Below are 22,435 nucleotides of genomic sequence, written 5' to 3'. Positions count from 1 at the left end.
TTCCCGAGGAGGCTGCCATGCGTCTCATCCCTCTCTGTGACGCGAGCTGGGTCTATGACCTCATCCACGAGGTCGAGCCCTCGGCCGGGCGTGACGGACGCGTCTACGGCCAGGGCACCGGCACCCTGACGGGCCGGCTGTCGGGCACGGCGTCGTGGTCGAACTTCCCGCGCATCCGGGAGGGCTGGGCCTCACCGGAGGCCAGGGGCGTCATCCACGTCGACGACGGGGTCGTGCTCTTCACCCTGACCGGCCTGTCGTCGCTGACGGACGGTCGCGGCGTCCACGTCCTCACCTTCCAGGCCGAGGCACCGTCGCACCGGTGGCTCGACGACGTCATCGCCGTGGGCGAGGGCACCATCGACGTCGAGCACTCCCGGCTCCAGATGCGCTACTACGAGTGCCAGGTCGAGCTGCCGCTGCGCGACGCGACGGAGCCCTGAGCAGCCCGAACACGGGAACGCCGCCACGCCCCTCGGCGGGACGCGGCGGCGCCCGGGCAGGCCTTTCCGCTCACCCCTCCGGAGCGGAGCAGGTGCCCTTGTCCCACGTGAAGCTCGAACCGGGTGACCAGTGGCTGACGATCTGCACCTTGACGTTCCCGCCGGAGGTGACGTCGTGCAGGACCCAGTGCTCGGTGTCGGTGAAGACGAGCGGCGCGCCCCCGGCAGACACCTTTCCGCCGAACCACGAGGCCCCCGAGACCGTGTAGCGGTCACCGTTCGACCCCTGCAGCGTGACGCCGCTCGTGTGGACGGTCCCGGTCTCGTGGAAGACCCCACGAGCGTCGACGTTCCAGTGGTCGACCATGTCGACGGTGCCGCTCGTCGCGGTGATGTCGCCCGTCGGGGCGCTGCACTCGAAGACGGCACCCACCGCGGGGAACGACGAGTGCTCGGTCCCCCCGCTCGCCGGTGCCGCGAAGGCGGCTCCTGATGCCAGTCCGATCGTGCCCAGTGCGGTGATGCCGGCCACGACGGCACGGCTGCGCAGTGAACGCATGACTTCCCCTTTTCCCTGTTGAAGCCGGCGCAGGGCCCCCGAGGTCGCCGGGCGACGCCGTTTCGGCGCCACTCTCCACGGTGCTCCGAAGCACGTCTCCAGAGACGAAAAGGCCGCAACTGTCAGGAAACTCGGAGGATCACGTCCCAGCCTGAGACCGTCCTGCACGCATACCGGGACATTCCCGGTGCTGCGTGGCCGGGCCGCGTACGGCGGTCGTGAGCGCCCGTCCCGGGTGTCAGCACTCGATGACGTTGACGGCGAGACCGCCGCGCGCGGTCTCCTTGTACTTCACCTTCATGTCGCGACCGGTCTCACGCATCGTCTTGACGACCTTGTCGAGCGAGACGACGTGCGAGCCGTCGCCGCGCAACGCGGTGCGGGCCGCGGTGATGGCCTTGACCGAGGCGATGGCATTGCGCTCGATGCACGGGATCTGCACGAGGCCGCCGACGGGGTCGCAGGTCAGGCCGAGGTTGTGCTCCATACCGATCTCGGCGGCGTTCTCGACCTGCTCGGGCGTGCCGCCCATGACGGCGGCCATCGCGGCGGCCGCCATCGAGCAGGCCGAGCCGACCTCGCCCTGGCAGCCGACCTCGGCACCGGAGATCGAGGCGGTCTCCTTGTAGATGACGCCGATCGCGCCGGCGGTGAGCAGGAAGCGGACGATGCCGTCGCGGTCGGCGCCGTTGACGAAGTTCGCGTAGTAGTGGAGCACCGCGGGGATGATGCCGGCCGCGCCGTTGGTCGGGGCGGTGACGACGCGGCCACCCGACGCGTTCTCCTCGTTGACGGCGAGCGCGTAGAGGGTGATCCAGTCCATGCCGCGCAGCGGGTCGTCGCTGTTGGCCTCGAGCGAGAGGCGGCGGGCCAGCTCCGGAGCGCGGCGACGCACGCGCAGACCGCCGGGCAGCACGCCCTCGGTGGCGATGCCGTTGCGCACGCACTCCTTCATGACGCGCCAGATCTCGAGGAGGCCGTCGCGGACCTCCTGCTCCGTGCGCCACGACAGCTCGTTCTCGAGCATGATGCGGGCGATCGACTTGCCCGTCTCCTTGCAGTGGGCGAGCAGCTCGTCACCGGTGCGGAAGGGGTGCGCGACCGGCGTCGAGTCCTCGACGATCTTCGTCGACCCGTCGGCGTCCTCGCCGACGACGAAGCCGCCGCCGACCGAGTAGTACGTGTGCTCGGCGACGGTCGCGCCGTCGGCGTCGAGCGCCGTGAACGTCATGCCGTTGGGGTGCAGCGGGAGGGTCTTGCGGCGGTGCAGCGTGAGGTCCTCGAGCTCGATGAAGTCGATCTCGTGCTCGCCGAGCAGGCGGAGGCGCTTGGTCGCGCGGATCTCGGCGAGGCGGCCCTCGACGGCCCGCGGGTCGCACAGCTCGGGCCGCTCGCCCGTCAGGCCGAGGAGGACGGCCTTGTCGCTGCCGTGCCCGTGCCCGGTGGCCCCGAGCGAGCCGAAGAGCTGCGAGCGCACCCGGGCGACCCGGTCGATGACTCCTTCGTCGCGCAGCCGCTCCGCGAAGAGGGCGGCGGCCCGCATCGGACCGACGGTGTGCGAGCTCGACGGCCCGATGCCGACCGAGAAGAGATCGAAAACGCTGAGCGCCATGGAGTCCTGACTTCGTGTCGTCGTTGACGGCTGCCGCCCGGGGTGGTGGGCGATCCGCTCGAGCCTACGTCCCGGGGGCACCCCCACGCACATGCGTGGATCCGCTCCCCCGGCGCAGGGCGGACGGGCGGCTCCCAGCGCTGACACCTACAGTCGAGGAGTGCCCCAGGTCAGTGCCGATGTCCACGTCCCGCTCCCGCCGTCCGTCGCCCGGGCGCTGGCCGCGTCCGTGGGTGAGCCGGCCCTCCGACTGCCCCCGCACGTGACCCCCGAGCCCCTCACCTGGCGCTTCGACGCCGAGAGAGACGGCACGCTCGTCGTGCTGACGCTGGCGTATGCCGTCGACCCGGGTTGGGTGCGCTCGATCACCCACGAGGTCACCCAGTGGTCGCTCGCCAGGCAGCTGCGCACCCACCTCGCGACCCTCACGGATGCCGGTGGCGACCCGGTGCGGGTCGAGCGCGCCCGCTCGAGCGCGGGCGAGGACTGAGGTGCAGCAGCCGCGCTGGGTCGACGCCGCCGCCGTGCGCCGGAGCCTCTCCCCCGACCGCGCCCGCAGGCTCATCCGTCGCGAGCTCGCTGACGGCCTCGACCCGGCGTCGGACCCGGCAAGGCTCGTCGCCGACGTCGGTGACGGCCGCGGGCAGCTGCTCGTCATGCCGTCGACGAACGGCCGCGTGGCCGGGGTCAAGGTGCTCACCGTCGCACCGGGCAACCCGGCGCGCGGGCTCGACCGCATCCAGGCGGTCTACGTCCTCATGGACGCCGACACCCTGGCCCCGTCGGTGCTCGTCGACGGCACGGCCGTCACGTCGCTGCGCACCCCGGCGGTGTCCGCCGTCGCGATCGACGCGCTCGCCCCGGAGGAGGTCGAGTCGGCCGTCATCTTCGGCAGCGGGCCTCAGGCACTCGGTCACGCGGAGGCGCTGCTCGCCATCCGGCACACGACCTCGGTGACCGTCGTCGGTCGCCGGGAGGACGCGGCCCGTGCGACCGCGCAACGGATCTCGGGGCTGGCCTCGACGCACCCGCTCACGACGCGTGGGCTCACCGTCGACGACCCGCAGGTCGAGGCAGCCGTGCGCGAGGCGCAGGTCGTCGTGACGGCGACGTCGGCGGCGACCCCGGTGCTCGGCGACGACTGGGTCGCGGACGGCGCGTGCGTCGTGGCCATCGGGTCGCACGAGCCGCACCGGCGCGAGCTCGGGTCGGCGCTGCTCGGGCGCTCGCTCGTCGTCGTCGAGGACATAGGCACGGCGCACCGCGAGGCGGGCGACGTCATCCTCGCCGCCGCGCAGGGCGCCCTCGACTGGGCCGACGTGCACACGCTCGCCGACCTCGTGCACGGCCGGGTCGAGCGGACGACCGACCGGCCCAACGTCTTCAAGAGCGTCGGCATGGCGTGGCAGGACCTCGTCATCGCCGAGCACCTCGCCCGCGCCTGACACCAGTGAGCCGGCAGTCACAGTCGAGTGAGCCCCCAGTCACAGTCGAGTGAGTAGGCAGTCACATGCGACGCGGACAAGTGGGACGGGGCGCTCACTCGAGTGGGACGGGGTGCTCACTCGAGTGGGATGGGCGTGGGTCAGGGGCTTGCTACGACGTCGTCGATCGGCTGGAAGCCGTCGTTGAAGGGCAGGATGCGGCGGGCCGTCGTGTCGGGGTGCTCGACGACGGCGCGGATGACGTGGGCGACGTTGTCGCGCGAGACCTTGCCGGCCTCGACGCCCGCACCGGTCTCGATGTGACCCGTGGCCGCGTCGGTGGTCAGGCCGCTCGGGCGCAGGATCGTCCACGCGAGGTCGGTGCCCTGGAGGTGCTCGTCGGCCGCGGCCTTGGCCTCGGCGTACGCGTAGAAGCTGTTGTCCTCGGGGACGCCATGGTCGGGCCCGGCACCGAAGTAGGACACCATGACGTAGCGCCCGACGCCGGCCTGCGCCGCGGCGTCCATCGAGCGGATCGCGGCGTCGCGGTCGACGGCATACGTCCGCTCGGGGCTGCCGCCACCGGCGCCCGCCGACCACACGACGACGTCGCTGCCGCGCACGAGGTCGGCGATCTGCTCGGTCGTGGCGTGCTCGACGTCGAGCAGGGCTGCCGAGGCGCCGGTCGCCTCGACGTCGGCCACGTGGTCGGGGTTGCGCACGACGGAGGTGACGTCGTGGCCGTCGGAGACGAGCAGCGGGGCGGCGAGCAGCGCGACCTTGCCGTGGCCGCCGATGAGGATGACGCGGGACATGACTCTCCTGGGGGTCGGGGACGGGGGTCTCGTCAGGTCCAACGCCACCGGACCCCTTAGGTATGCCGCAGGCCCGGTCGGGAGCGCGACCGGGCCTGCTGCACGTGCTGGGGTCAGTCGCCCCGGTGGCCGATGAGCCAACCGATGACGACCCCGATGGCGGCAGCCGCTGCGTAACCGGCATACCGCTGGACCAGCACGGGCATCACTGCCGAACCGAGGTCGAGGGGTGCGTCCTCCTCGACGGAGGCCGGGACCCGGCGCGGGGCCGGCGGACGGTGCGCCGCTGCAGGCGCCGTCGTGACCGGCGCGGCCGTCGTGGAGCCGACGCCGGCACCGACTCCGGCACCGACCCGGGCCCCCGTGTCGGCCGCGAGTGCGTCCGACGCCGTCTCGACGAAGCCGCCGGAGGAGGGTGCGCCGGCAGCAGCAGCAGGCGCCGCCTCCGGTGCCGCCTCGGGACCGGTCAGCTGCTTCTCGATGCACGCGACGAACGCATTGAGCAGCTTGTCGGACACGTCCTGCATGACGCCGCGGCCGAACTGCGCCGGCTTGCCCGTGACCGCGAGGTCGGTGACGACGTCGGCGCGGGTGCCGTCGCCGTCGGGGCTCAGGGTGATCGTCACGGTGGCGCCGGCCGTGCCGTTGCCCCGCTTGTCCTTGCCCTTGGCCTCGATGACGGCGTGGTGCGCCGCGTCGTCGCGCTCGACGAACGAGCCCGACCCGGAGTAGACGAGCGCGATCGGCCCGAGCTTGACCTTGACCGTGCCGGAGAAGCCGTCGTCGGTCACCTCCGTCACGGTCGCCCCGGGGAAACAGCTGCCGACGCGCTCGAGGTCCATGAAGAGGGCCCAGGCGTCGTCGACCGAGGTCGGCACGGTGAAGGAGTGCGTCAGGTCCATCCGGGCATCACGCTCCTGCCGCGGCGAGGACCGCACGCCGCGTCAGCACCGTGGCGAGGTGCTTGCGGTAGTCGGCGTCGCCGTTGAGGTCCGACGGCGGGTTGGTGCCGTCGGTGACGGAGGCGACGGCCGCGCGGACGGCCTCGTCGGTCGCCGGCTGCCCGACGAGGGCCTCCTCGACGGAGCGCGCCCGCAGCGGGGTCGAGCCCATGTTGGTCAGGCCGACGCGGGCCTCGGCGATCGAGCCGCCCTCGCTCCGCACCGTGGCCGCGACGCCGACGATCGACCACTGGTGGCTGACGCGGACGAACTTCTCGTAGTGCGCGCCCCAGCCCGTGTGCTTCGGGATGCGGATCTGCGTCAGCAGCTCGCCCTCACCGACCGCTGTCGCGAAGAGGTCCTCGAAGAAGTCCTCCGCCGCGACGGTGCGGGTCGAGCCGTCCGCGCCCGCGATGACGAGCTCGGCGCCCAGCGCGAGCGCCGGCGCACCGACGTCACCGGCCGGGTCGGCGTGCACGAGCGCGCCGCCGATGGTGCCGCGGTGGCGGATCTGCGGGTCGGCGACGGTCGCGATCGCCTTGGACAGCAGGGCCGCGTGGGTCGTGACGGCCTCGGAGGCGAGCACGGCGGCATACGTCGTCATGGCTCCGATGACGAGGTGGTCACCGTCCTCGGAGACGCCCTGGAGCTCGGGGATGCGGCCGAGGTCGATGACGACCCCGGGTGCGTTCAGCCGCATGCGCAGGATCGGCAGCAGGGACTGGCCGCCGGCCAGCACCTTGGCGTCGTCACCGTGCTCGGCGAGCGCTGCAACGGCGTCCGCCACCGACGTCGGTGCGAGGTAGTCGAACTGTGCGGGGATCATGCCTGGCTCCCTTCGGCCGCGGCGCCGGGATCCTGGTTGGGCACGCCCTCGTCGAAGTGCGGCTGCGCGTCGCGCTCGCCCTCGCCGGGCACCGAACGGCCCTTCTGGATCGCCTTCCACACCCGCTCGGGCGTGCACGGCATGAGGATGTCGTTGACACCGAACGAGCGCACGGCGTCGACGATGGCGTTGACGACGGCCGGGGTCGAGGCGATGCAGCCCGCCTCGCCGACACCCTTGGTGCCGAGCGAGTTGTACGTCGACGGCGAGTAGGTGTGGTCGGTGATGAAGCTGATCGTGTCGGCCGACGTCGGCAGGGTGTAGTCGACGAACGAGCCGGTGACGAGGGTGCCCTGGTCGTCGTACTCCGCCCCCTCCCAGAGGGCCTGGGCGATGCCCTGGACGAGGCCACCGTGGACCTGCCCCTCGACGATGAGCGGGTTGATGATGTTGCCGATGTCGTCGACGCAGACGTACTTGCGCATCGTCGAGGCCCCGGTCTCGGTGTCGACCTCCATCGCGCACAGGTGGGTGCCGTGCGGGAAGGAGAAGTTGTCGGGGTCGAAGGTGGCGTCGGCGTCGATCGACGGCTCCATCCCGTCGGGCAGGTTGTGGCCGGTCCACGTCGCGAGCGCCACCTCGGGCATCGAGATGCCCTTGTCGGTGCCCTTGACGCCGAACGTCCCGGCCGAGAACTCGATGTCGTCGACGCTCGCCTCGAGGAGGTGGGCCGCGACGACCTTGGCCTTCTCGATGACCTTGTCGGCGGCCCGGACGACGGCCTCGGCTCCGACGACGAGCGAGCGCGAGCCATAGGTGTCCATGCCCTTGGGTGCGATCTGCGTGTCGCCGTGGAGCACCTCGACGTTCTCGAACGGCACGCCGAGCTTGTCGGCGACGATCTGGCTCCACGCCGTCTCGTGGCCCTGGCCGTGCGGCGAGACGCCGGTGATGACCTCGACCGTGCCGGTGGCGAGCATCCGGATGCTGGCGCTCTCCCAGCCGCCGGCGCCGTAGTTGAGCGCGCCGAGGATGCGGGACGGCGCGAGGCCGCACATCTCGGTGAACGTCGAGATGCCGATGCCGAGCTGGACCGGGTCGTTGCTCTCGCGGCGCTGCTTCTGCTCCGCGCGCAGCTCGTCGTAGCCGAAGAGCTCCTTGGCCTTGGCCGTGGCCGCCTCGTAGTTGCCCGAGTCGTACGTCATGCCCGCCACCGTGGTGAACGGGAACTCGTCGTGGGTGATCCAGTTCTTCTCGCGGATCTCGAGCGGGTCGACCCCGACCTCGGCCGCGAGCTCGTCCATGAGCCGCTCGATGGCATACGTCGCCTCGGGCCGGCCGGCGCCGCGGTAGGCGTCGACCCACGTCTTGTTCGTGTAGTAGTTCGTCAGGTTGAACTGGTACGACGCGAACTTGTAGATCGAGTTGAACATCCACGCGCCGAGGACCGGCACGCCGCCACCGACGAGCGCGGCATACGCCCCGAGGTCGGCCATGAGCTCGACCTTGAGGCCGGTGACGCGGCCGTCCTTCTCGGCGGCAAGCGTCAGCTTCTGCCACTGGTCACGGCCGTGGTGGCCCGAGACCATCGTCTCGGAGCGGGTCTCGGTGTACTTGACGGCCTTGCTGAGCTTCCGCGCGACGGCGAGCGTCGCGAACTCCTCCGGGGTCGTCTGCAGCTTGCCGCCGAAACCGCCGCCGACGTCGGGGGCGATGACGCGGATCTTCGACTCGGGCAGGCCCGTCGTGGCGGCGATGCAGAAACGCAGCACGTGCGGCACCTGCGTGGACGACCACATCGTCACCTGCTCGCCGGTCGGGTCGACGACGGTCGAGCGCGGCTCCATGAAGGCGGGGATGAGCCGCTGCTGGCGGTACTCGCGCTCGATGAGGATGCCGCCCTCGCGGGCCGTGGCGATGGCCTCCTCGATGTCGCCGCCGGAGCCCTGTCCGGCCGAGTCGAGCTGCCACGTGGCGCTCGTGTTGGTGCCGAGGCTGGGGTGGGCGAGCACCTCGTCCTTCGCGGCCTCCTTGAGGTCGAGGACCGCGGGCAGCTCGTCGTAGTCGACGTCGACGAGCTCGGCGGCGTCGCGGGCCTCGGCCGCCGTGCGGGCGGCGACGACGGCGACGATCTCACCGGCGTGCGCGACGTGCGAGACGGCGACGGGCAGGTGGTCGGGGCTCTTCTGCTCGGCGGAGACGGGCCAGGCGGTGATGTTGACGCCCTGGATGTCCTTGAGGTCCTCGCCGGTGAAGACGGCGACGACGCCGGACGATCCCTTGGCCTCGGAGGTGTCGATCGCGCTGATCGTGGCGTGGGCGAAGGGGCTGCGCACCATGGCGAGGTGCAGCATGCCGGGGAGCTGGATGTTGTCGGTCCACCGGGTGCGTCCGGTGATGAGGCGCTGGTCCTCCTTGCGGGTGCGCGACTTGCCGATCTCGGGTGTCGGCGCGTCGGCCGGGCGGTCCTCGGTGATCGTCATGACGACACCGCCTGCGAGCTCGCCGGGCTTGCTGCGCTGGCCGAGCTGGCTGAGCTGGCTGAGCTCATCGTGCCGGCCGCCTGCTGCACGGCCTTGACGATGTTGTGGTAGCCGGTGCAGCGACAGAGGTTGCCCTCGAGACCCTCGCGGATCTCCTGCTCGCTGGGGTCGGGGTTGTTCTTGAGGACGTCACACGCCTGCATGATCATGCCGGGGGTGCAGTAGCCGCACTGGAGGGCGTGGCACTCGTGGAAGGCCTGCTGGACCGGGTGGAGCTCACCGTTCTGGGCGAGCCCCTCGATCGTCGTCACCTCGTGGCCGTCGGCCTGGACGGCGAGGACGTTGCACGACTTCACGCTGGTGCCGTCGAGGTGCACGGTGCAGGCACCGCAGTTGCTCGTGTCGCATCCGATGACGGTTCCGGTCTTCCCCAGGCTCTCGCGAAGGTACTGGACCAGAAGGGTCCTGGGCTCGACCTCATCGGAGTAGCTCACCCCGTCGACGGTCATGTTGATTCGGGTCATGCTGTCGGTCCTCCTGCCACGCTGCAGTTGACATCGTTGACTTCCCCACGCGCAGTCTGACTCGCGTTCAACTACTGCACAAGGGCAACGGGGAGAACCCTCCACATCCGCAGAGCATCCGCAGCGGATCCCCAGCCGGGCGATGTCGCGGCCACAGCGTGACCCGGCTTTTGGCGGCATACGCCAGGGGGACGAGACTGGGTCGCATGACTCTTCACGCCGACGACTACCAGGCCTCGCGCAGCCGCTACGACTCGATGACCTACCGCCGCACGGGCCGTTCGGGGCTCGACCTGCCGGCCGTCTCGCTCGGGATGTGGCACAACTTCGGCGACGACGTCCCGCTGGACCGCCAGCGCGCGACGCTGCGCCGCGCGTTCGACCTCGGCGTCACGCACTTCGACCTCGCCAACAACTACGGACCGCCCTACGGCAGCGCCGAGCGCAACTTCGGCGCGATCTACGCGCAGGACTTCAAGCGCTACCGCGACGAGCTGATCCTGTCGACGAAGGCCGGCTACGACATGTGGCCGGGCCCGTACGGTCAGGGCGGTGGCAGCCGCAAGTACGTCCTGTCCTCCCTTGACCAGTCCCTCGCCCGGATGGGCGTCGACTACGTCGACATCTTCTACTCCCACCGTTTCGACGAGACGACGCCGCTCGAGGAGACGATGGGCGCCCTGGACACGGCCGTCCGCCAGGGCAAGGCGCTGTATGCCGGCATCTCCTCCTACTCGGGTCCGCGCACTCGCGAGGCCGTAGAGATCCTGCGGTCGATGGGCACGCCGCTGCTCATCCACCAGCCGAGCTACTCGATGCTCAACCGCTGGGTCGAGGAGGACCTGCTCGACGTGCTCGGCGACGAGGGTGTCGGCTGCATCGCCTTCAGCCCGCTCGCGCAGGGCATGCTCACGAGCAAGTACCTCAACGGGGTGCCGGAGGGCTCGCGCGCGTCGCAGGACAAGTCGCTCTCGACCGACCTGCTGACCGAGCAGAACCTCACGCACATCCGTGCCCTCAACGGGATGGCGCAGTCGCGCGGCCAGTCGCTCGCGCAGATGGCGCTCGCGTGGATCCTGCGCGACCAGCGCGTCACGTCGGTGCTCATCGGCGCCTCCTCGGTCGCCCAGCTCGAGGACAGCCTCGGCTCGCTCGACAACCTCGACTTCTCGCAGGAGGAGCTCGACACGATCGACCAGCACGCGGTCGAGGGCGGCATCAACCTCTGGAAGACCTCCAGCGCCCACTGATGGCGTATGCCGTGTCGCTGGGACCGCGCCTGCGCGCGGTCCCAGCCGCCGGCCCGGAGTCACGGACGTGGGTCGAGGTGTGGGCCGGTTGTCCTGACCCCGCCGTGCTGCTCGGAAGCTGCTCCCTAAAACGGAGCAGCTTCCGAGCGGGGCCGGCGACACGGCATACCCAGGTGGTGCCTGTTGGCTGCGGGCCCGCGTGCGGTCGTCAGTCCGCGAGGAAGCCGTTGACGAACGCGAGGACGTCGGGCCGGTCGACCCGGAACACCCCGCCGGTGCCGGCGCACGTCGGGTTGATCCCGAAGGACGTGACGCCCGCGACGACGTTGCTCGTGCCGAGGAAGTTCGGGCCTCCGGAGTCACCGAAGCACGTCCCGCCGGTGTTGGCGTTGTTGGACAGCAGCAGCGACTGGGGGCCGGTGAAGCCGGTGTTGATCTGCAGCAGGTGCGGGTGCGCGACCATGCGGATGCGCAGCGCCGACTCCTTCCACGCGGCGGCGTCGGGGAAGGCCTTCTGGAGGCCGTAGCCGACCGAGGTGAACGTCGTCGCGCGGCTCGGCTTGAGGGCGTCGAGCTGGTTGGTCGAGGGCAGGGCGCCGTAGGTCGACATGGGCATCGGCGTGTCGAGCACGACCACGCCGACGTCGTGGAGGAAGAACGCGTCCGTGTCGAACGAGGGGATCGTGTGCGGCGTGCCGCCGACGTCGCCGTTGCGCGGGTAGCCGTTGCCGGGGATGCCGTGCTCGACGTCAGCGGCGAACCAGATCTCGACGTGGGCAGCGGGAGCCTCGGTGCAGTGACCGGCGGTGAGGTAGACGGTGGGGCTGAGGAGCGTGCCGGAGCAGCGCCACAGGGGGTTGCCGGCGGCGTCCTGGGCGACCATGAGCCCGACGTAGGGGTGGCCGTTGCCGTCGAGCGTGCCGTTGGTGACGGCACCCGCGGGCGCGGACGCCCCGAGCAGCAGGGCGAGGGTCGCGACGAGCGCGAACCAGATCTTCTTCATGTGAGTTGACCTTTCGAGGGCGGGCGCGCCGAAGCGCGTGGCTCGTTCCCCCGAGGTCCCGCCACGGTAACCCGGCACACGGCCCGCAGGTGCCTCTTCGTCCAACCGATCCGAGGCATCGGGCCCGGTGTGGCACTCAGTGGCGGGGCAGCACCGTGAGGACGCGTTCGATGTGGTCGCGGAACTCCTGCATGAAGTCGGTGAGGAAGGTCTTCATCGACTCGTCGGTGACGTCGCCGTCGTCGGTGATCGTCCCGGGCGCGAGTCGGACGTAGGCCTCGGGCGAGGTCATCTGGCGGGCGTTGCAGAAGCTGAGGACGCCGCGCAGGCTCTGCTGGGCGAGCGCGGTGCCGATCTGTCCGGGCGAGGCGCCGATGACGGCGGCGGGCACGTGGTTGAAGGAGTTCTGGCCCCACGGGCGCGACGCCCAGTCGATGGCGTTCTTCAGCGCGCCGGGGATCGACCGGTTGTACTCCGGCGTGACGAAGAGGACGGCCGACGACGCGGCGAGGGCCTCCTTGAGCGCGCGCGGCTCGGCCGGGTAGTCGGCGTCGAAGTCGGGGCTGTAGAGCGGGAGGTTGCCGATGGGGATCTCGGCGAACTCGAGGTCCTTCGGTGCGAGGCGGATCAGGGCCTTGCTCAGCGTCCGGTTGATCGACGCCGATGACAGGCTGCCGACGAAGTAGCCGACCTTGTACGTGCTCACGATGGGTCCTCCTGGTCCGGGAGCGGGGGCCGCGCCCATCCCTCCATCGTGGCCCTGAGGGCGGGCCTCGGCCAGCCGTGCGGATTCAGGTGCGGGGCTGCCAGCCCGGGCCGCGGGCGACGAAGCCCCACCGGTCGCGCCACGAGCGGGCGCCGCGGACGTCGGCCCAGATCGAGGCGTACTCGTGGGTAGCGACGACGAGCGGGTTGTAGGTGCGCAGCTGCTTCGTCAGGCCGTAGACGACGCGCTCGCCCTCGGGCTCGAAGGAACGGAAGAGCCGGTCCCAGATGACGAGGATGCCGCCGTAGTTGCGGTCGAGGTAGGCGTTGTTCATGCCGTGGTGAACGCGGTGGTGCGAGGGCGTGTTCATGACGAACTCGACTGGGCGCCAGAGCTTCCCGACGCGTTCGGTGTGGAGGAAGAACTGGTAGAGCAGCGAGATCGACTGCTGGAGGAAGATCGCCCAGACCGGCACGCCGAGGAGCGCGAGCGGCGCCCAGAACGGGATGCCGCCGAAGGGGGTCCACGTCTGGCGCAGCGCCGTCGAGAAGTTGTAGCGCTGGCTCGAGTGGTGCACGACGTGGCTGGCCCAGAGGATGCGCACCTCGTGGTGGGCGCGGTGGTACCAGTAGTAGGCGAGGTCCTCGGCGAAGAAGATGACGACCCACACCCACCACAGCGAGGTGTCGAGGCGCAGGGGCGTCACGGCATACAACGCGGCGTAGACGACGAGCTGGGATGCCTTGTAGAGGATCCCGACGCCGACGCTCCCGATGCCCATCGTGAGGCTCGTGACGGTGTCGCGGACCTCGTAGCCGACCTCGTCGTCGTCGGGCGCGAGCCACAGCGACAGCACCTCGATGACGATGAAGACGATGAAGAAGGGGATCGCCGTGACGATGATGTCGACCATCACGCCCCCTTGGTCATCGGGTCGAGCGTGCGACCGTCGTCGGTGAGCGAGGCCCACACGTCGACGGCCTGGGTGAGGATCGCGTCGGCGAGGCGCGCGGCCTCGGCGGCGTCACCGGTGGCGATGGCCTCGGCGAGCGGCGCGTGCGGCAGCAGGTCGGCGCGGTCGCCGGCGAGCAGCGCGTCCATGACGTCGGGGCTGCCGTCGATGGCGTGGACGAGCGAGTTGAGCGCGAGCCGGAAGGTGAGGTTGCCGCTCGCCTCGACGACGGCGAGCCAGAAGTCGCGGTCGGCGTCGTCGATGTCGGGGCAGCCGTATGCCGCCGCTGCCGCCACGACGCTCGCGCGTGCCGGCTCGGCGGCCCGGGTCGCGGCGAGCCGGGAGGCCTCGATGCCGATGCAGCGGCGCATCTCGAGACCGTCGCGCAGGATCATCGGGTCGAGCCCGTCGCCCGACCGGGCGAGGTGGGCGAGCAGGTCGAGGCCGGCGGTGCTGCGCACGTCGAGGACCGTCGTGCCGCCGCCGTGGACGACGCGGACGAAGCCGGCGAGCTGGAGGCGCTGGAGGGCCTCGCGGACGGCGTGCCGGTTGACGGCGAAGGAGGCGGCGAGCTCGCGCTCGGGCGGCAGCGAGTCGCCGGGGGCGAAGCGGCCGGTGAGCACGGCGTCGCGCAGCTCGGCGAAGACCTCGTCGGAGACCGACCGTCGCGGGACGGGGCTGAATCCACTCTGACTCATGTCGTCGAGGATGACACCGGGCGCGTCAACTCATCAAGAGGTTGGACCAATTCGTGACCGGACGCACGCTTGTAGGTTGGGCGGATGCCGGACACCGACGTCGACACCGCCGTGGCTGCGACCGCGCTCAGCATCCAGGAGCGGCTCTACCCAAACCTCCCGTGCTTCGGCTGCGGGCAGGGCAACCCGAAGGGGCTCCAGCTCAAGAGCTATCCCGTCGGTGACAGCAGTGGCGGTGGTGAATGCGCAGGGGTGACGGCGGCGTTCACGCCGTGGCCCGAGCACGACAACGGCCTCGGCCACCTCAACGGCGGCATCATCGGCACGGTCCTCGACTGCCACAGCGCGGCCGCCGTCATGCTCGAGGCCGAGCGCCGGGGCTGGCCGCCGCTGCCGGGCGCCGACCTCTCCTACGTCACGGCCGGGCTCGACGTGCGCTACCTGCGACCTGCTCCCCTGCACGACGAGGTCGAGCTCTTCGCGACCGTCACCGAGTCGGACGAGCCGCAGATGACGGTCTCGGTCGAGCTGCACTTCGACGGCAAGGTGCGCGCGCAAGCGACCGCCGTCTGGAAGCGCTGGCGCCCTCGCACCTGAGCCTCTCAGCCCAGCGGGCCGCCGTCCGCGAGCGCTGCCGAGAGCATGGCCGCCGCGGACCAGCGCATCGTCCGGGCTGCGGCTTCGCGGGAGAGACCCGCGACGTCCGTGAGCCAGACGAGGGACTCGATGCCGATGGCGCTGCGGACGGCCAGCGTGAGGCGGTGGATGGCGTCCTCGCCGAGCTCGGCCCGGAGCGGCTCTAGGGCCGTCTCGATCCAGCCGATGGCCCGCCCCTGCCGGAGCGGGAGGTCGGCTCGACGCTGGGGATCGGGGTCGAGGGACAGGCGCAGCATCGTGCGCTGCTGCGCCTCGGTCGACAAGATGAGCTCGACGAAACGGACGACCACCGCGTCGAGCCGGACGGCCACGTCCTCGGGGGCGTCGGCGTCGAGCAGCGTGGGCGCTGCGACCTCCGGGTGTGCTGCTGCGAGCAGGGCTGCCTGGTTGGGGAAGTAGCGGTAGGCCGTCGTGCGCGAGACCCCTGCAACGGCGGCGGCCTCCTCGACCTTGGGCGCGCGGCCGTTGGCGACGATGTCCTGCGCGGCAGTGACGAGGGCCTGCCTCGTGCGGCGCTTGGGGTTGACGTAGCCGCCCTGCTCGTAGGGGGTTGACATGCTGAACATGGTACGTCAGTCTCAATTTGGTACGGCAGTACCAAATGCTGCCGCCGACGAGAGAAGGCGCGACATGAGCGCTACCGAGATGGTCCCGTCCTTGGTCCGCAACGCGGACGACGCCGAGCGGCGGTGGTTCTACGGCGGCGGGGTCCACACCTGGCTGGCGCGCGCTGCGGACACGGGCGGCACCTTCCTGCTGTGTGAGATGTCGATGGAGTCCGGCAAGGCCACGCCGCTCCACACCCATCCCGCCGACGAAACCCTCGTCGTCCTCGAGGGAGAGCTGCTCGTCCACCTCGACGGCACGGACCACCGCGTCACGGCAGGCGGGGTCGCGCTCGCACCGGCCGGAGTGCCGCACGCGTTCCTCGTCGGCTCGGAGGGCGCGCGGATGCTGTGCCTGCACACACCAGGGACGTGCGAGGCGTTCTACCTCGGGGCCAGCGAGCCCATCGACGCCGCGACGAGCACGGGGGTGGTCGACTTCGACCGCATCGCGGCCTCGGCCCGCGAGCACGGCGGCATCGAGCTGCTCGGCCCGCCGCCGTTCTCGTCGCGGGTCGACGGGTAGGACCGGACCGCGAGGGCACGGCCTACGGTGGGCGTATGAGGCTGCCCATCCGACGTCACGTCCAGCGGAACCTGCGGTGACCGGCGCGAGCGACCGCGACCGCGACGGGGCCGGGCGACCCCGCCAGGAGCGACCGCGCGATGCTCTCGGTCGGCCGCTGCCGTATGGCGCCGAAGGTGTCGAGCCGGTCTCCGAGGAGCCACTCCCGCCGCACGAGAGCCTGACTGCGGCCAAGGCCCTCGTCGAGGAGGGGCGACCCTTCTCGGCGCACGAGGTCCTCGAGGCCCGCTGGAAGGCCGGGCCCGATGGCGAGCGTGACCTCTGGCAGGGCCTCGCCCAGCTCTGCGTCGCCCTGACGCACGCCGCTCGGGGCAACGAGGTCGGGGCTCACCGGCTGCTCGACCGTGGCGTCGACCGGCTCCAGCAGTATGCCGCGAGCGGGGGTCCCACCTACGGGCTCGACCTCACGGCCGTCGTCTCCTGCGCGCGTGACCGGGTCGCTTCGCAGTAGCCGACCGACGGCGGCGCCGCCGACAGCGGAGTGCTCAGTGGCCGAGCGGGTTGTCGTGCGCGGGATGATGGTGGTGGATCGGGCCCTCGGTCGCGGCGAGCCGCTCGCCGGCGCCGCCCCACCGCAGCGCGATGATCTCGGCCGCGATCGAGACCGCGGTCTCCTCGGGGGTGCGGGCACCGAGGTCGAGGCCGATCGGTGAGCTCATCCGGGCCAGCTCGTCGTCGGTGAGGCCGGCCTCGCGCAGCCGCTCGAGCCGGTCCTCGTGGGTGCGCCGCGAGCCCATCGCGCCGATGTAGGCGACCTCGGGCAGCCGGAGCGCGACCTCGAGCAGCGGCACGTCGAACTTCGGGTCGTGGGTGAGCACGGCGATGACGGTGCGGCTGTCGATGCGGCCCTCGTCGACCTCGTTCTGGAGGTAGTCGTGCGGCCACATGACGACGACCTCGTCGGCGCCGGGGAAGCGCGTCTTCGTCGCGAAGACGGGCCGGGCGTCGCACACGGTGACGTAGTAGCCGAGGAAGCCGCCGACCCGCGCGACGGCCGCGGCGAAGTCGATGGCGCCGAAGACGAGCATCCGCGGCTTCGGGGCGTGCGCGGCGACGAAGACCCGCATCCCCTCGCCGCGACGCTCCCCGTCGGGGCCGTAGGTGAGGATGGCCGAGCGGCCCTGTGCCAGAAGGCCACGGGCGTCATCGCGTACGGCATCGTCCGCGCGCCCGCTGCCGAGCGAGCCGAGCACGGAGGTGTCGTCGTCGCCTTCGTCTTCTGCGTGCACGACGACGCGGCGGCCGACCCACGTCGGCTCGGGGTGCTCGATGACGGTGACGACGGCGACGGGCCGTCCGGTCGCGATGTCGTCGGCGACGTCGCCGAGCTCGGGAAACGTCTCGCGGGAGACCTTCTCGACAAAGACGTCGAGGATGCCCCCGCAGGTCAGCCCGACGGCATACGCGTCGTCGTCGCTGACGCCGTAGCGCTGGAGCACCGGCCGGCCGGTCTCGACGACCTCTTGGCTCAGCTCGTAGACGGCGCCCTCGACGCAGCCGCCGGAGACCGAGCCGACGGCCTCGCCGCCCGGGCCGACGAGCATCGAGGCGCCGGCCTGGCGTGGCGCCGAGCGCCACGTGCCGACGACGGTGCCGACGCCGACGGTCTCGCCGGCCGACCACCACTGCATCAGCTCGTCCATCACCTCACGCACGGGCCACCACCTCGATCAGCTCCTCGAACGCCGCGAGCGAGTGCCCAGCGACGAAGTCGTCGATGTGCGGCAGGGCCGCGACGATCCCCTGCTGCACCGGCTCGTAGCCGACCTTCCCGCGGTGCGGGTTGGCCCACACGACCCGGTGCGAGAGGGCGCCCAGCCTTCGCATCTGCTCACCGAGCACCTCCGGACCCTCGCGTTCCCAGCCGTCGGAGAAGACAACGACGACGGAGCCCCGGGCCATACCCCGCCGGCCCCATCGGTCGAGGAAGGCGCCGATGGCCTCGCCGAGGCGGGTGCCGCCCGACCAGTCGGGGACGACGCGTCCGGCGGCGGCGAGCGCGCGGTCCGGGTCGCGCTCGGTGAGCGCCCGAGTCACGTGGGTCAGGCGGGTGCCCATGGTGAAGACCTCGACGTGGGGCACCGTGCGCACGAAGACGTGGGCGAGGCGGAGGAGGCTGTCGGCATACGGGCTCATGGAGCCGGAGACGTCGATGAGCAGGACGATGCGGCGCGGGCGGGTGCCGCGGCGGCGGTGGTGGATGCGGCCGGGCTCGCCCATCCGGCGCAGCTGCTCGCGGAGCGTGGCGGGGCCGTCGACGGTGCCGCTGCTCGCGCGGACGTGGCGGCGGGCGCGGCGCAGCGGCGAGCGCGGGTCGAGGCTCGCGAAGAGGCGCGCGGCGGCGGCGCGGTCGGCGGCGCTGAGGCTCGCGACGTCGCGGTGGCGCAGCACCTCCTGCGCGCTCGCCTTGGCCTGGATCGTGTCGGCGTCGCCGTCGCCGGCCTCCCCCTCGGTGTCGCCGAGGGGCGCCTGGCGCACGGGCGGGCGCTGGATGTCGACGCGGCGTCCCTGCGGGATGGACTCGCCGCCGAACCAGCGCTCGAAGAGCTCGTCGTATGCCGGGAAGTCCGCGGGCGTGGACGTGAGGGTCGAGCGGCCGGCCCAGTAGACCCCGGTGCGCTCGCCCATGCCGACGGTGGCCGCAGCGACGAGGAAGGTGCGCTCGCGGTCGGCGGTGACGTTGATGCCGGCGGCGCGCAGGGCGCGGGCAAAGCCGAGGAGCAGCTCGTCGACGTCGGGCTCGGTCTGGGGCCGGGTGGTTGCGGCGGGGCGCGCGGCGGGCGTGAGGTCTCGGGTCATGCGGTGAGCAGCTTGTCGAGCGAGGCGCGGATCCGCTCGGAGTCCTCGCGATACTTCAGGGCGGCGCCGAGGGTGGCGGCGGCGACCTCGGCGTCGAGGCGGGTGGCGCCGACGGTCTCGAGGGCGCGCGCCCAGTCAAGCGTCTCGGCGACGCCCGGGGGCTTGATGAGCTCGCCGCCCGTGCGGAGGCGCTGGACGAGGGTGACGACCTGCTCGGCGAGCGCGGCGCTCACCTCGGGCAGGCGCGTGCGCACGATCTCGAGCTCGCGGGCCAGGCCGGGGTGGTCGATCCAGTGGTAGAGGCAGCGGCGCTTGAGCGCGTCGTGCAGCTCGCGGGTGCGGTTGGAGGTGAGGACGACGATCGGCGGGGTTTTGGCTGCGATGGTGCCGAGCTCGGGGATCGTCACCTGCCACGTGCTCAGGACCTCGAGGAGGAAGGCCTCGAACTCGTCGTCAGCGCGATCGATCTCGTCGATGAGCAGCACGCAGGGGGCTTCGCGCAGGGCCTGGAGCACGGGGCGGGCGAGGAGGAAGCGCTCGTCGAAGAGCTCGGCCTCGAGCGCCTTGGCGTCGTGGTGCTCCTCGCGGCTGAGGGCCTCGACGGTGCGCAGGTGGAGGATCTGGCGCGGGAAGTCCCAGTCGTAGAGGGCCTGCGTCGCATCGATGCCCTCGTAGCACTGGAGGCGGATCAGCTTGAGGTCCAGCGCCTGGGCGAGGCCCTCCGCGAGAGCGGTCTTGCCGGTGCCGGGCTCGCCCTCGAGCAGGATCGGGCGGTTCAGCCGGGTCGCGAGGAAGGTGATCGTCGCGAGCGCCTCGTCGGCGAGATAGCCCGTGCCGCCCAGGGCGGTCGTGACGTCGTCGGCACTGTTGAACAGGTGATCCATCCCCTGAGCATCACTCATGAACGGGGGTTGCGGAAGCGGAGGGCCTCTTCAGCGAGACGTGTCGAGCTCCTCGCGGGTGTCGACGTCGCGGCCCGTCGCGAGGTCGCCGCACTCGACGAGCTCGTGAGGGGTGGTGCGGAAGTAGTGGCGGGCTCCGTGGTCGCCGGTCGCCGAGGCGATGACCTGCTCCCAGTGGTCGCGCCCGATGAGCGCCGGGTGTCCGGGGACTCCGTCGTATGCCGCGCGGCGCAGGGTCGCTCGGAGCTCCTGGTTGGTGGGGGCGGTGGTTGTCTTGTGGAGCTCGACGGCGTGCTCGTCGGGGTCGGGGTGCGGTGAGTGGGCGTTGTCGACATGGCCGGGGGCGTCGAGGACTCTTGCGACGACCTCGGGTGTCAGGTCCGGGAGGTCGACGAGGGTGACGAGCACGGCGTCGACGCAGCCCTCGCCCTCATGGGTGGAGCGAGTGAGGGCGGTCAGTCCGGCGCGGAGGGAGGCGCCCATGCCCTCGTCCCAGTCGGGGCAAGTCACGACGTCGACATCTCGGCCAAGGGCGGTGACGATCGCCGTCACTTCTTCGGCGGCGGCACCGACGACGACGGTGATTCCGGAGCAGCCGCCGGCGTGGAGCAGGGAGACGGCGCGCTCGACGAGCGTCGGTTCATCGGGGTGGCGGCGAACCAGAGCCTTGGGGCCGCCCATGCGCCTGCCGGCACCGGCAGCAAGGACGAGCCCGCGGCCGTGGGCCGCCCGTCCATGCACGGCAGCCGGGTGGGGTGCGGTGTCGCTCTCGCTCACATCCGGAACCTACCCGGCGGGATGCACTTGTTTGCTGAGGCGGGGTTGCTCAGATCGCCGCGTGCCCCATGTTGATGAGCAGCACCATCTCGTTGTGGAGTGGGCCCTTGTCGGTGAGCGGCGCCTGCGTGTACTGCTCGGCGAGCGTCAGGATGGCGTGCCCGACGTCCGCGATCGGGAACCTCACCGGCGCGGGCGGGATGGGCACGAGCGCGGCCGCCGGGTGTGGCACTGCCAGAGCCGCCATGGCGACGAAGAGGGCGATCGAGGCGCGGCGTCGAATGCGCGCCGGACCACGCTGCCTCACTGCCGCGGGCGTGGCGCCTGCGGTGAAGGACTCTGTGCCACAGACGCTTTGGCTTCGGTTCGTGGTGGTCATCGAAGTCCACCTCCAGTCCTACGAGAACTTGCCGATCTGAACCGCCCCGGCATGTCGGGAGACTCCAAACCTTGGGAAGGTTGGAGTCATGCCGGGGAACACGTCCAAGAGGTACCCGCCTGAGCTGAGGGCTCGGGTGAACCGCCCCGGCATGTCGGGAGACTCCAAACCTTGGGAAGGTTGGAGTCATGCCGGGGAACACGTCCAAGAGGTACCCGCCTGAGCTGAGGGCTCGGGCGGTGCGGATGTTCGAGGAGATCCGCGGCGATCACGCCACGGACTGGGAGGCGATGACGAAGGTCGCGCAGCTGCTCGGGGTGAGCACCGCAGAGACCGTCCGCAAGTGGGTGCGCCAAGCCCAGGTCGACCAAGGCGCCCGTCCGGGCGTCACCAGCGAGGAGTCGGCCGAGGTCAAACGGTTGAGACGAGAGAACGCCGAGCTACGCCGCGCGAACTCGATCCTGAAGGCCGCGGCGGCTTTCTTCGGAGCCGAGCTCGACCGGCCCTCCCGCTGATCGTGGAGTTCATCCGCGAGCACGCAGGGCACCGTGAGGAGTGCGACAACGGTGGCCTGCGATGGGGTGTCGAGCCGATCTGCACCGTGCTGAGCGAGCACGGGCTGCCGATCGCCCCGTCGACGTACTACGCGCACGTGAACCGGCCCGCCACGGCTCGTGAGCACCGGGATGCGCTGCTGCTGAACGAGGTCCGACGAGTCCACGCCGGCAACTACGGGGTGTACGGCGCGCGGAAGGTGTGGCTCCAGCTCAACCGCGAAGGGATCCCAGTGGCCCGGTGCACGGTCGAACGACTCATGCGCGAGGACGGCCTGACCGGCGCGGTCCGCGGGAAGGTCAAGCGCACCACCATCGCGGACCCGGCCGGCCCGCGGGCGCGTGACCTGGTCCGGCGCGACTTCGCCCCGCTCGCTCCGAATCGGCTCTGGGTCGCCGACATCACCTATGTGTCGACATGGGCGGGATGGGTGTACGTCGCGTTCGTCGTTGACGCGTTCGCGCGGCGGATCATCGGCTGGCGGTGTGGGTCGAGCATGTCTACCCAGCTGGTCCTGGACGCGCTGGAGCAGGCCGTCTGGACGCGGGAACGTGAGGGTCATTCGCTGGATTCCGTTGTGGCGCATACGGATCGCGGGTCGCAGTACACTGCGATCCGCTACACCGAACGCTTGGCCGAGGCGAACATCGCCGCGTCGGTCGGCTCGGTTGGATCGTCCTACGACAACGCGCTGGCCGAGTCGATCAACGGCCTGTTCAAGACCGAGCTGATCAAACCACGCGGTCCGTGGCGCACCCTCGACGCCGTCGAGATCGCGACCGCCGAGTGGGTCGACTGGTTCAACCACCGCCGCCTCTACGAGTACTGCGGCGACATCCCACCGGTCGACCTCGAAGCGGCCTACTACGCTCAAAACGAGGCCCAGCAGGATCTGGAGCTCTCAAACCACTGAGTCTCCCGACTCACCGGGGCGGTTCA

The 22,435-nt window shown here is 71.2% G+C and carries 25 protein-coding genes; 8 read left to right on the top strand and 17 right to left on the bottom strand.

The features are described from left to right. The first annotated feature begins 17 nt into the window (after window positions 1-17). Complete coding sequence (locus tag ASE25_RS12360) at window positions 18-443, top strand: hypothetical protein (RefSeq protein ID WP_056775079.1); 426 nt, start codon at window positions 18-20, stop codon at window positions 441-443. Between the two features lie 70 nt (window positions 444-513). On the opposite strand, the gene ASE25_RS12355 is transcribed toward ASE25_RS12360, so the two are convergent. Beyond that, window positions 514-1,002, bottom strand: a complete 489-nt coding sequence (locus tag ASE25_RS12355; RefSeq protein ID WP_056825819.1) for a hypothetical protein — start codon at window positions 1,000-1,002, stop codon at window positions 514-516. Between the two features lie 238 nt (window positions 1,003-1,240). Then, window positions 1,241-2,614 carry an L-serine ammonia-lyase gene (locus ASE25_RS12350; protein WP_056775085.1) on the bottom strand — a complete coding sequence of 458 codons (1,374 nt, stop codon included), beginning with the start codon at window positions 2,612-2,614 and terminating at the stop codon, window positions 1,241-1,243. Window positions 2,615-2,774: 160 nt separating this feature from the next. Between ASE25_RS12350 and ASE25_RS12345 the strand changes: the two genes are divergently transcribed. Further along, complete coding sequence (locus ASE25_RS12345; protein WP_056825817.1) at window positions 2,775-3,104, top strand: hypothetical protein; 330 nt, start codon at window positions 2,775-2,777, stop codon at window positions 3,102-3,104. A 1-nt stretch (window position 3,105) separates the two neighbouring features. Then, the gene (locus tag ASE25_RS12340) at window positions 3,106-4,059 is read left to right on the top strand and encodes an ornithine cyclodeaminase family protein (protein WP_056825814.1); all 954 of its coding nucleotides are present in this window, start codon (window positions 3,106-3,108) and stop codon (window positions 4,057-4,059) included. 140 nt (window positions 4,060-4,199) lie between these two features. Here ASE25_RS12340 and ASE25_RS12335 read toward each other — a convergent pair whose 3' ends face one another. The 5 genes from ASE25_RS12335 to ASE25_RS12315 all read right to left on the bottom strand — a co-directional run bounded on the left by ASE25_RS12335 (window position 4,200) and on the right by ASE25_RS12315 (window position 9,627). Further along, window positions 4,200-4,853 (bottom strand): NAD(P)-dependent oxidoreductase, encoded by a 654-nt coding sequence (locus ASE25_RS12335; RefSeq protein ID WP_056825812.1) that lies wholly within the window; start codon window positions 4,851-4,853, stop codon window positions 4,200-4,202. 113 nt (window positions 4,854-4,966) lie between these two features. Next, window positions 4,967-5,755, bottom strand: coding sequence for an SRPBCC family protein (locus ASE25_RS12330; RefSeq protein ID WP_056825811.1), 789 nt, complete (start codon window positions 5,753-5,755; stop codon window positions 4,967-4,969). 7 nt (window positions 5,756-5,762) lie between these two features. Next, window positions 5,763-6,620: a xanthine dehydrogenase family protein subunit M gene (locus ASE25_RS12325; protein WP_056825809.1), complete on the bottom strand. Its 858-nt coding sequence runs from the start codon at window positions 6,618-6,620 to the stop codon at window positions 5,763-5,765. After that, window positions 6,617-9,103 carry a xanthine dehydrogenase family protein molybdopterin-binding subunit gene (locus tag ASE25_RS12320; RefSeq protein WP_056775103.1) on the bottom strand — a complete coding sequence of 829 codons (2,487 nt, stop codon included), beginning with the start codon at window positions 9,101-9,103 and terminating at the stop codon, window positions 6,617-6,619. Before ASE25_RS12320 ends, ASE25_RS12325 begins: the two co-directional genes overlap by 4 nt. Continuing rightward, window positions 9,100-9,627 carry a (2Fe-2S)-binding protein gene (locus ASE25_RS12315; RefSeq protein ID WP_056825807.1) on the bottom strand — a complete coding sequence of 176 codons (528 nt, stop codon included), beginning with the start codon at window positions 9,625-9,627 and terminating at the stop codon, window positions 9,100-9,102. The genes ASE25_RS12320 and ASE25_RS12315 overlap by 4 nt, the downstream gene beginning before the upstream one ends. 206 nt (window positions 9,628-9,833) lie before the next feature. Between ASE25_RS12315 and mgrA the strand changes: the two genes are divergently transcribed. Then, window positions 9,834-10,877, top strand: coding sequence for an L-glyceraldehyde 3-phosphate reductase (mgrA, locus tag ASE25_RS12310; protein ID WP_056825805.1), 1,044 nt, complete (start codon window positions 9,834-9,836; stop codon window positions 10,875-10,877). 208 nt (window positions 10,878-11,085) lie between these two features. Here the strand turns inward: mgrA and ASE25_RS12305 are convergent, their stop codons facing one another. The 4 genes from ASE25_RS12305 to ASE25_RS12290 all read right to left on the bottom strand — a co-directional run bounded on the left by ASE25_RS12305 (window position 11,086) and on the right by ASE25_RS12290 (window position 14,236). Beyond that, entirely contained in the window at window positions 11,086-11,880 is a 795-nt protein-coding gene (locus tag ASE25_RS12305; RefSeq protein WP_056825803.1) for a trypsin-like serine protease, read from the bottom strand. Between the two features lie 136 nt (window positions 11,881-12,016). Next, a complete protein-coding gene (locus ASE25_RS12300; protein WP_056775113.1) occupies window positions 12,017-12,586 on the bottom strand; it encodes an NADPH-dependent FMN reductase in 570 nt (189 codons plus the stop codon). A gap of 85 nt (window positions 12,587-12,671) precedes the next feature. After that, complete coding sequence (locus ASE25_RS12295; RefSeq protein ID WP_056825801.1) at window positions 12,672-13,499, bottom strand: sterol desaturase family protein; 828 nt, start codon at window positions 13,497-13,499, stop codon at window positions 12,672-12,674. Continuing rightward, a complete protein-coding gene (locus ASE25_RS12290) occupies window positions 13,499-14,236 on the bottom strand; it encodes a FadR/GntR family transcriptional regulator (protein WP_056825798.1) in 738 nt (245 codons plus the stop codon). The genes ASE25_RS12295 and ASE25_RS12290 overlap by 1 nt, the downstream gene beginning before the upstream one ends. Window positions 14,237-14,320: 84 nt before the next feature. Between ASE25_RS12290 and ASE25_RS12285 the strand changes: the two genes are divergently transcribed. Continuing rightward, the gene (locus ASE25_RS12285; RefSeq protein WP_056825797.1) at window positions 14,321-14,833 is read left to right on the top strand and encodes a PaaI family thioesterase; all 513 of its coding nucleotides are present in this window, start codon (window positions 14,321-14,323) and stop codon (window positions 14,831-14,833) included. 5 nt (window positions 14,834-14,838) lie between these two features. Here the strand turns inward: ASE25_RS12285 and ASE25_RS12280 are convergent, their stop codons facing one another. Then, window positions 14,839-15,450 (bottom strand): TetR/AcrR family transcriptional regulator, encoded by a 612-nt coding sequence (locus ASE25_RS12280; protein ID WP_056826225.1) that lies wholly within the window; start codon window positions 15,448-15,450, stop codon window positions 14,839-14,841. A 73-nt stretch (window positions 15,451-15,523) separates the two neighbouring features. Between ASE25_RS12280 and ASE25_RS12275 the strand changes: the two genes are divergently transcribed. Further along, window positions 15,524-16,024: a cupin domain-containing protein gene (locus tag ASE25_RS12275; RefSeq protein ID WP_056825794.1), complete on the top strand. Its 501-nt coding sequence runs from the start codon at window positions 15,524-15,526 to the stop codon at window positions 16,022-16,024. Window positions 16,025-16,100: 76 nt separating this feature from the next. Next, complete coding sequence (locus ASE25_RS12270) at window positions 16,101-16,535, top strand: DUF309 domain-containing protein (protein WP_056825792.1); 435 nt, start codon at window positions 16,101-16,103, stop codon at window positions 16,533-16,535. Between the two features lie 34 nt (window positions 16,536-16,569). On the opposite strand, the gene ASE25_RS12265 is transcribed toward ASE25_RS12270, so the two are convergent. Genes ASE25_RS12265 through ASE25_RS12245 form a run of 5 tightly spaced genes read right to left on the bottom strand, consistent with a single transcriptional unit; the run spans window position 16,570 to window position 20,869 of the window. Next, window positions 16,570-17,739 carry an XdhC/CoxI family protein gene (locus ASE25_RS12265; RefSeq protein WP_056825790.1) on the bottom strand — a complete coding sequence of 390 codons (1,170 nt, stop codon included), beginning with the start codon at window positions 17,737-17,739 and terminating at the stop codon, window positions 16,570-16,572. Continuing rightward, window positions 17,732-18,883 carry a VWA domain-containing protein gene (locus ASE25_RS12260; protein ID WP_082622852.1) on the bottom strand — a complete coding sequence of 384 codons (1,152 nt, stop codon included), beginning with the start codon at window positions 18,881-18,883 and terminating at the stop codon, window positions 17,732-17,734. The genes ASE25_RS12265 and ASE25_RS12260 overlap by 8 nt, the downstream gene beginning before the upstream one ends. Further along, window positions 18,880-19,767 carry a MoxR family ATPase gene (locus ASE25_RS12255; RefSeq protein WP_056825789.1) on the bottom strand — a complete coding sequence of 296 codons (888 nt, stop codon included), beginning with the start codon at window positions 19,765-19,767 and terminating at the stop codon, window positions 18,880-18,882. Before ASE25_RS12255 ends, ASE25_RS12260 begins: the two co-directional genes overlap by 4 nt. 48 nt (window positions 19,768-19,815) lie before the next feature. Then, window positions 19,816-20,562 (bottom strand): NTP transferase domain-containing protein, encoded by a 747-nt coding sequence (locus ASE25_RS12250; protein WP_235508667.1) that lies wholly within the window; start codon window positions 20,560-20,562, stop codon window positions 19,816-19,818. A gap of 49 nt (window positions 20,563-20,611) precedes the next feature. After that, the gene (locus ASE25_RS12245) at window positions 20,612-20,869 is read right to left on the bottom strand and encodes a hypothetical protein (protein WP_157623416.1); all 258 of its coding nucleotides are present in this window, start codon (window positions 20,867-20,869) and stop codon (window positions 20,612-20,614) included. 260 nt (window positions 20,870-21,129) lie between these two features. Between ASE25_RS12245 and ASE25_RS12235 the strand changes: the two genes are divergently transcribed. Next, window positions 21,130-22,409, top strand: a protein-coding gene (locus ASE25_RS12235) for an IS3 family transposase (protein ID WP_369793485.1) whose coding sequence is annotated in 2 segments (ribosomal slippage) — window positions 21,130-21,454 and window positions 21,454-22,409 — 1,281 coding nt in all. Because the reading frame shifts where the segments join, the coding sequence is not laid out codon by codon here. Window positions 22,410-22,435: the final 26 nt, after the last annotated feature.

The organism is Terrabacter sp. Root85 (genome assembly GCF_001429185.1).
In the GTDB taxonomy this organism is placed as follows: Bacteria; Actinomycetota; Actinomycetes; order Actinomycetales; family Dermatophilaceae; genus Terrabacter.
This window is presented reverse-complemented; position numbering and strand designations above follow the sequence as displayed.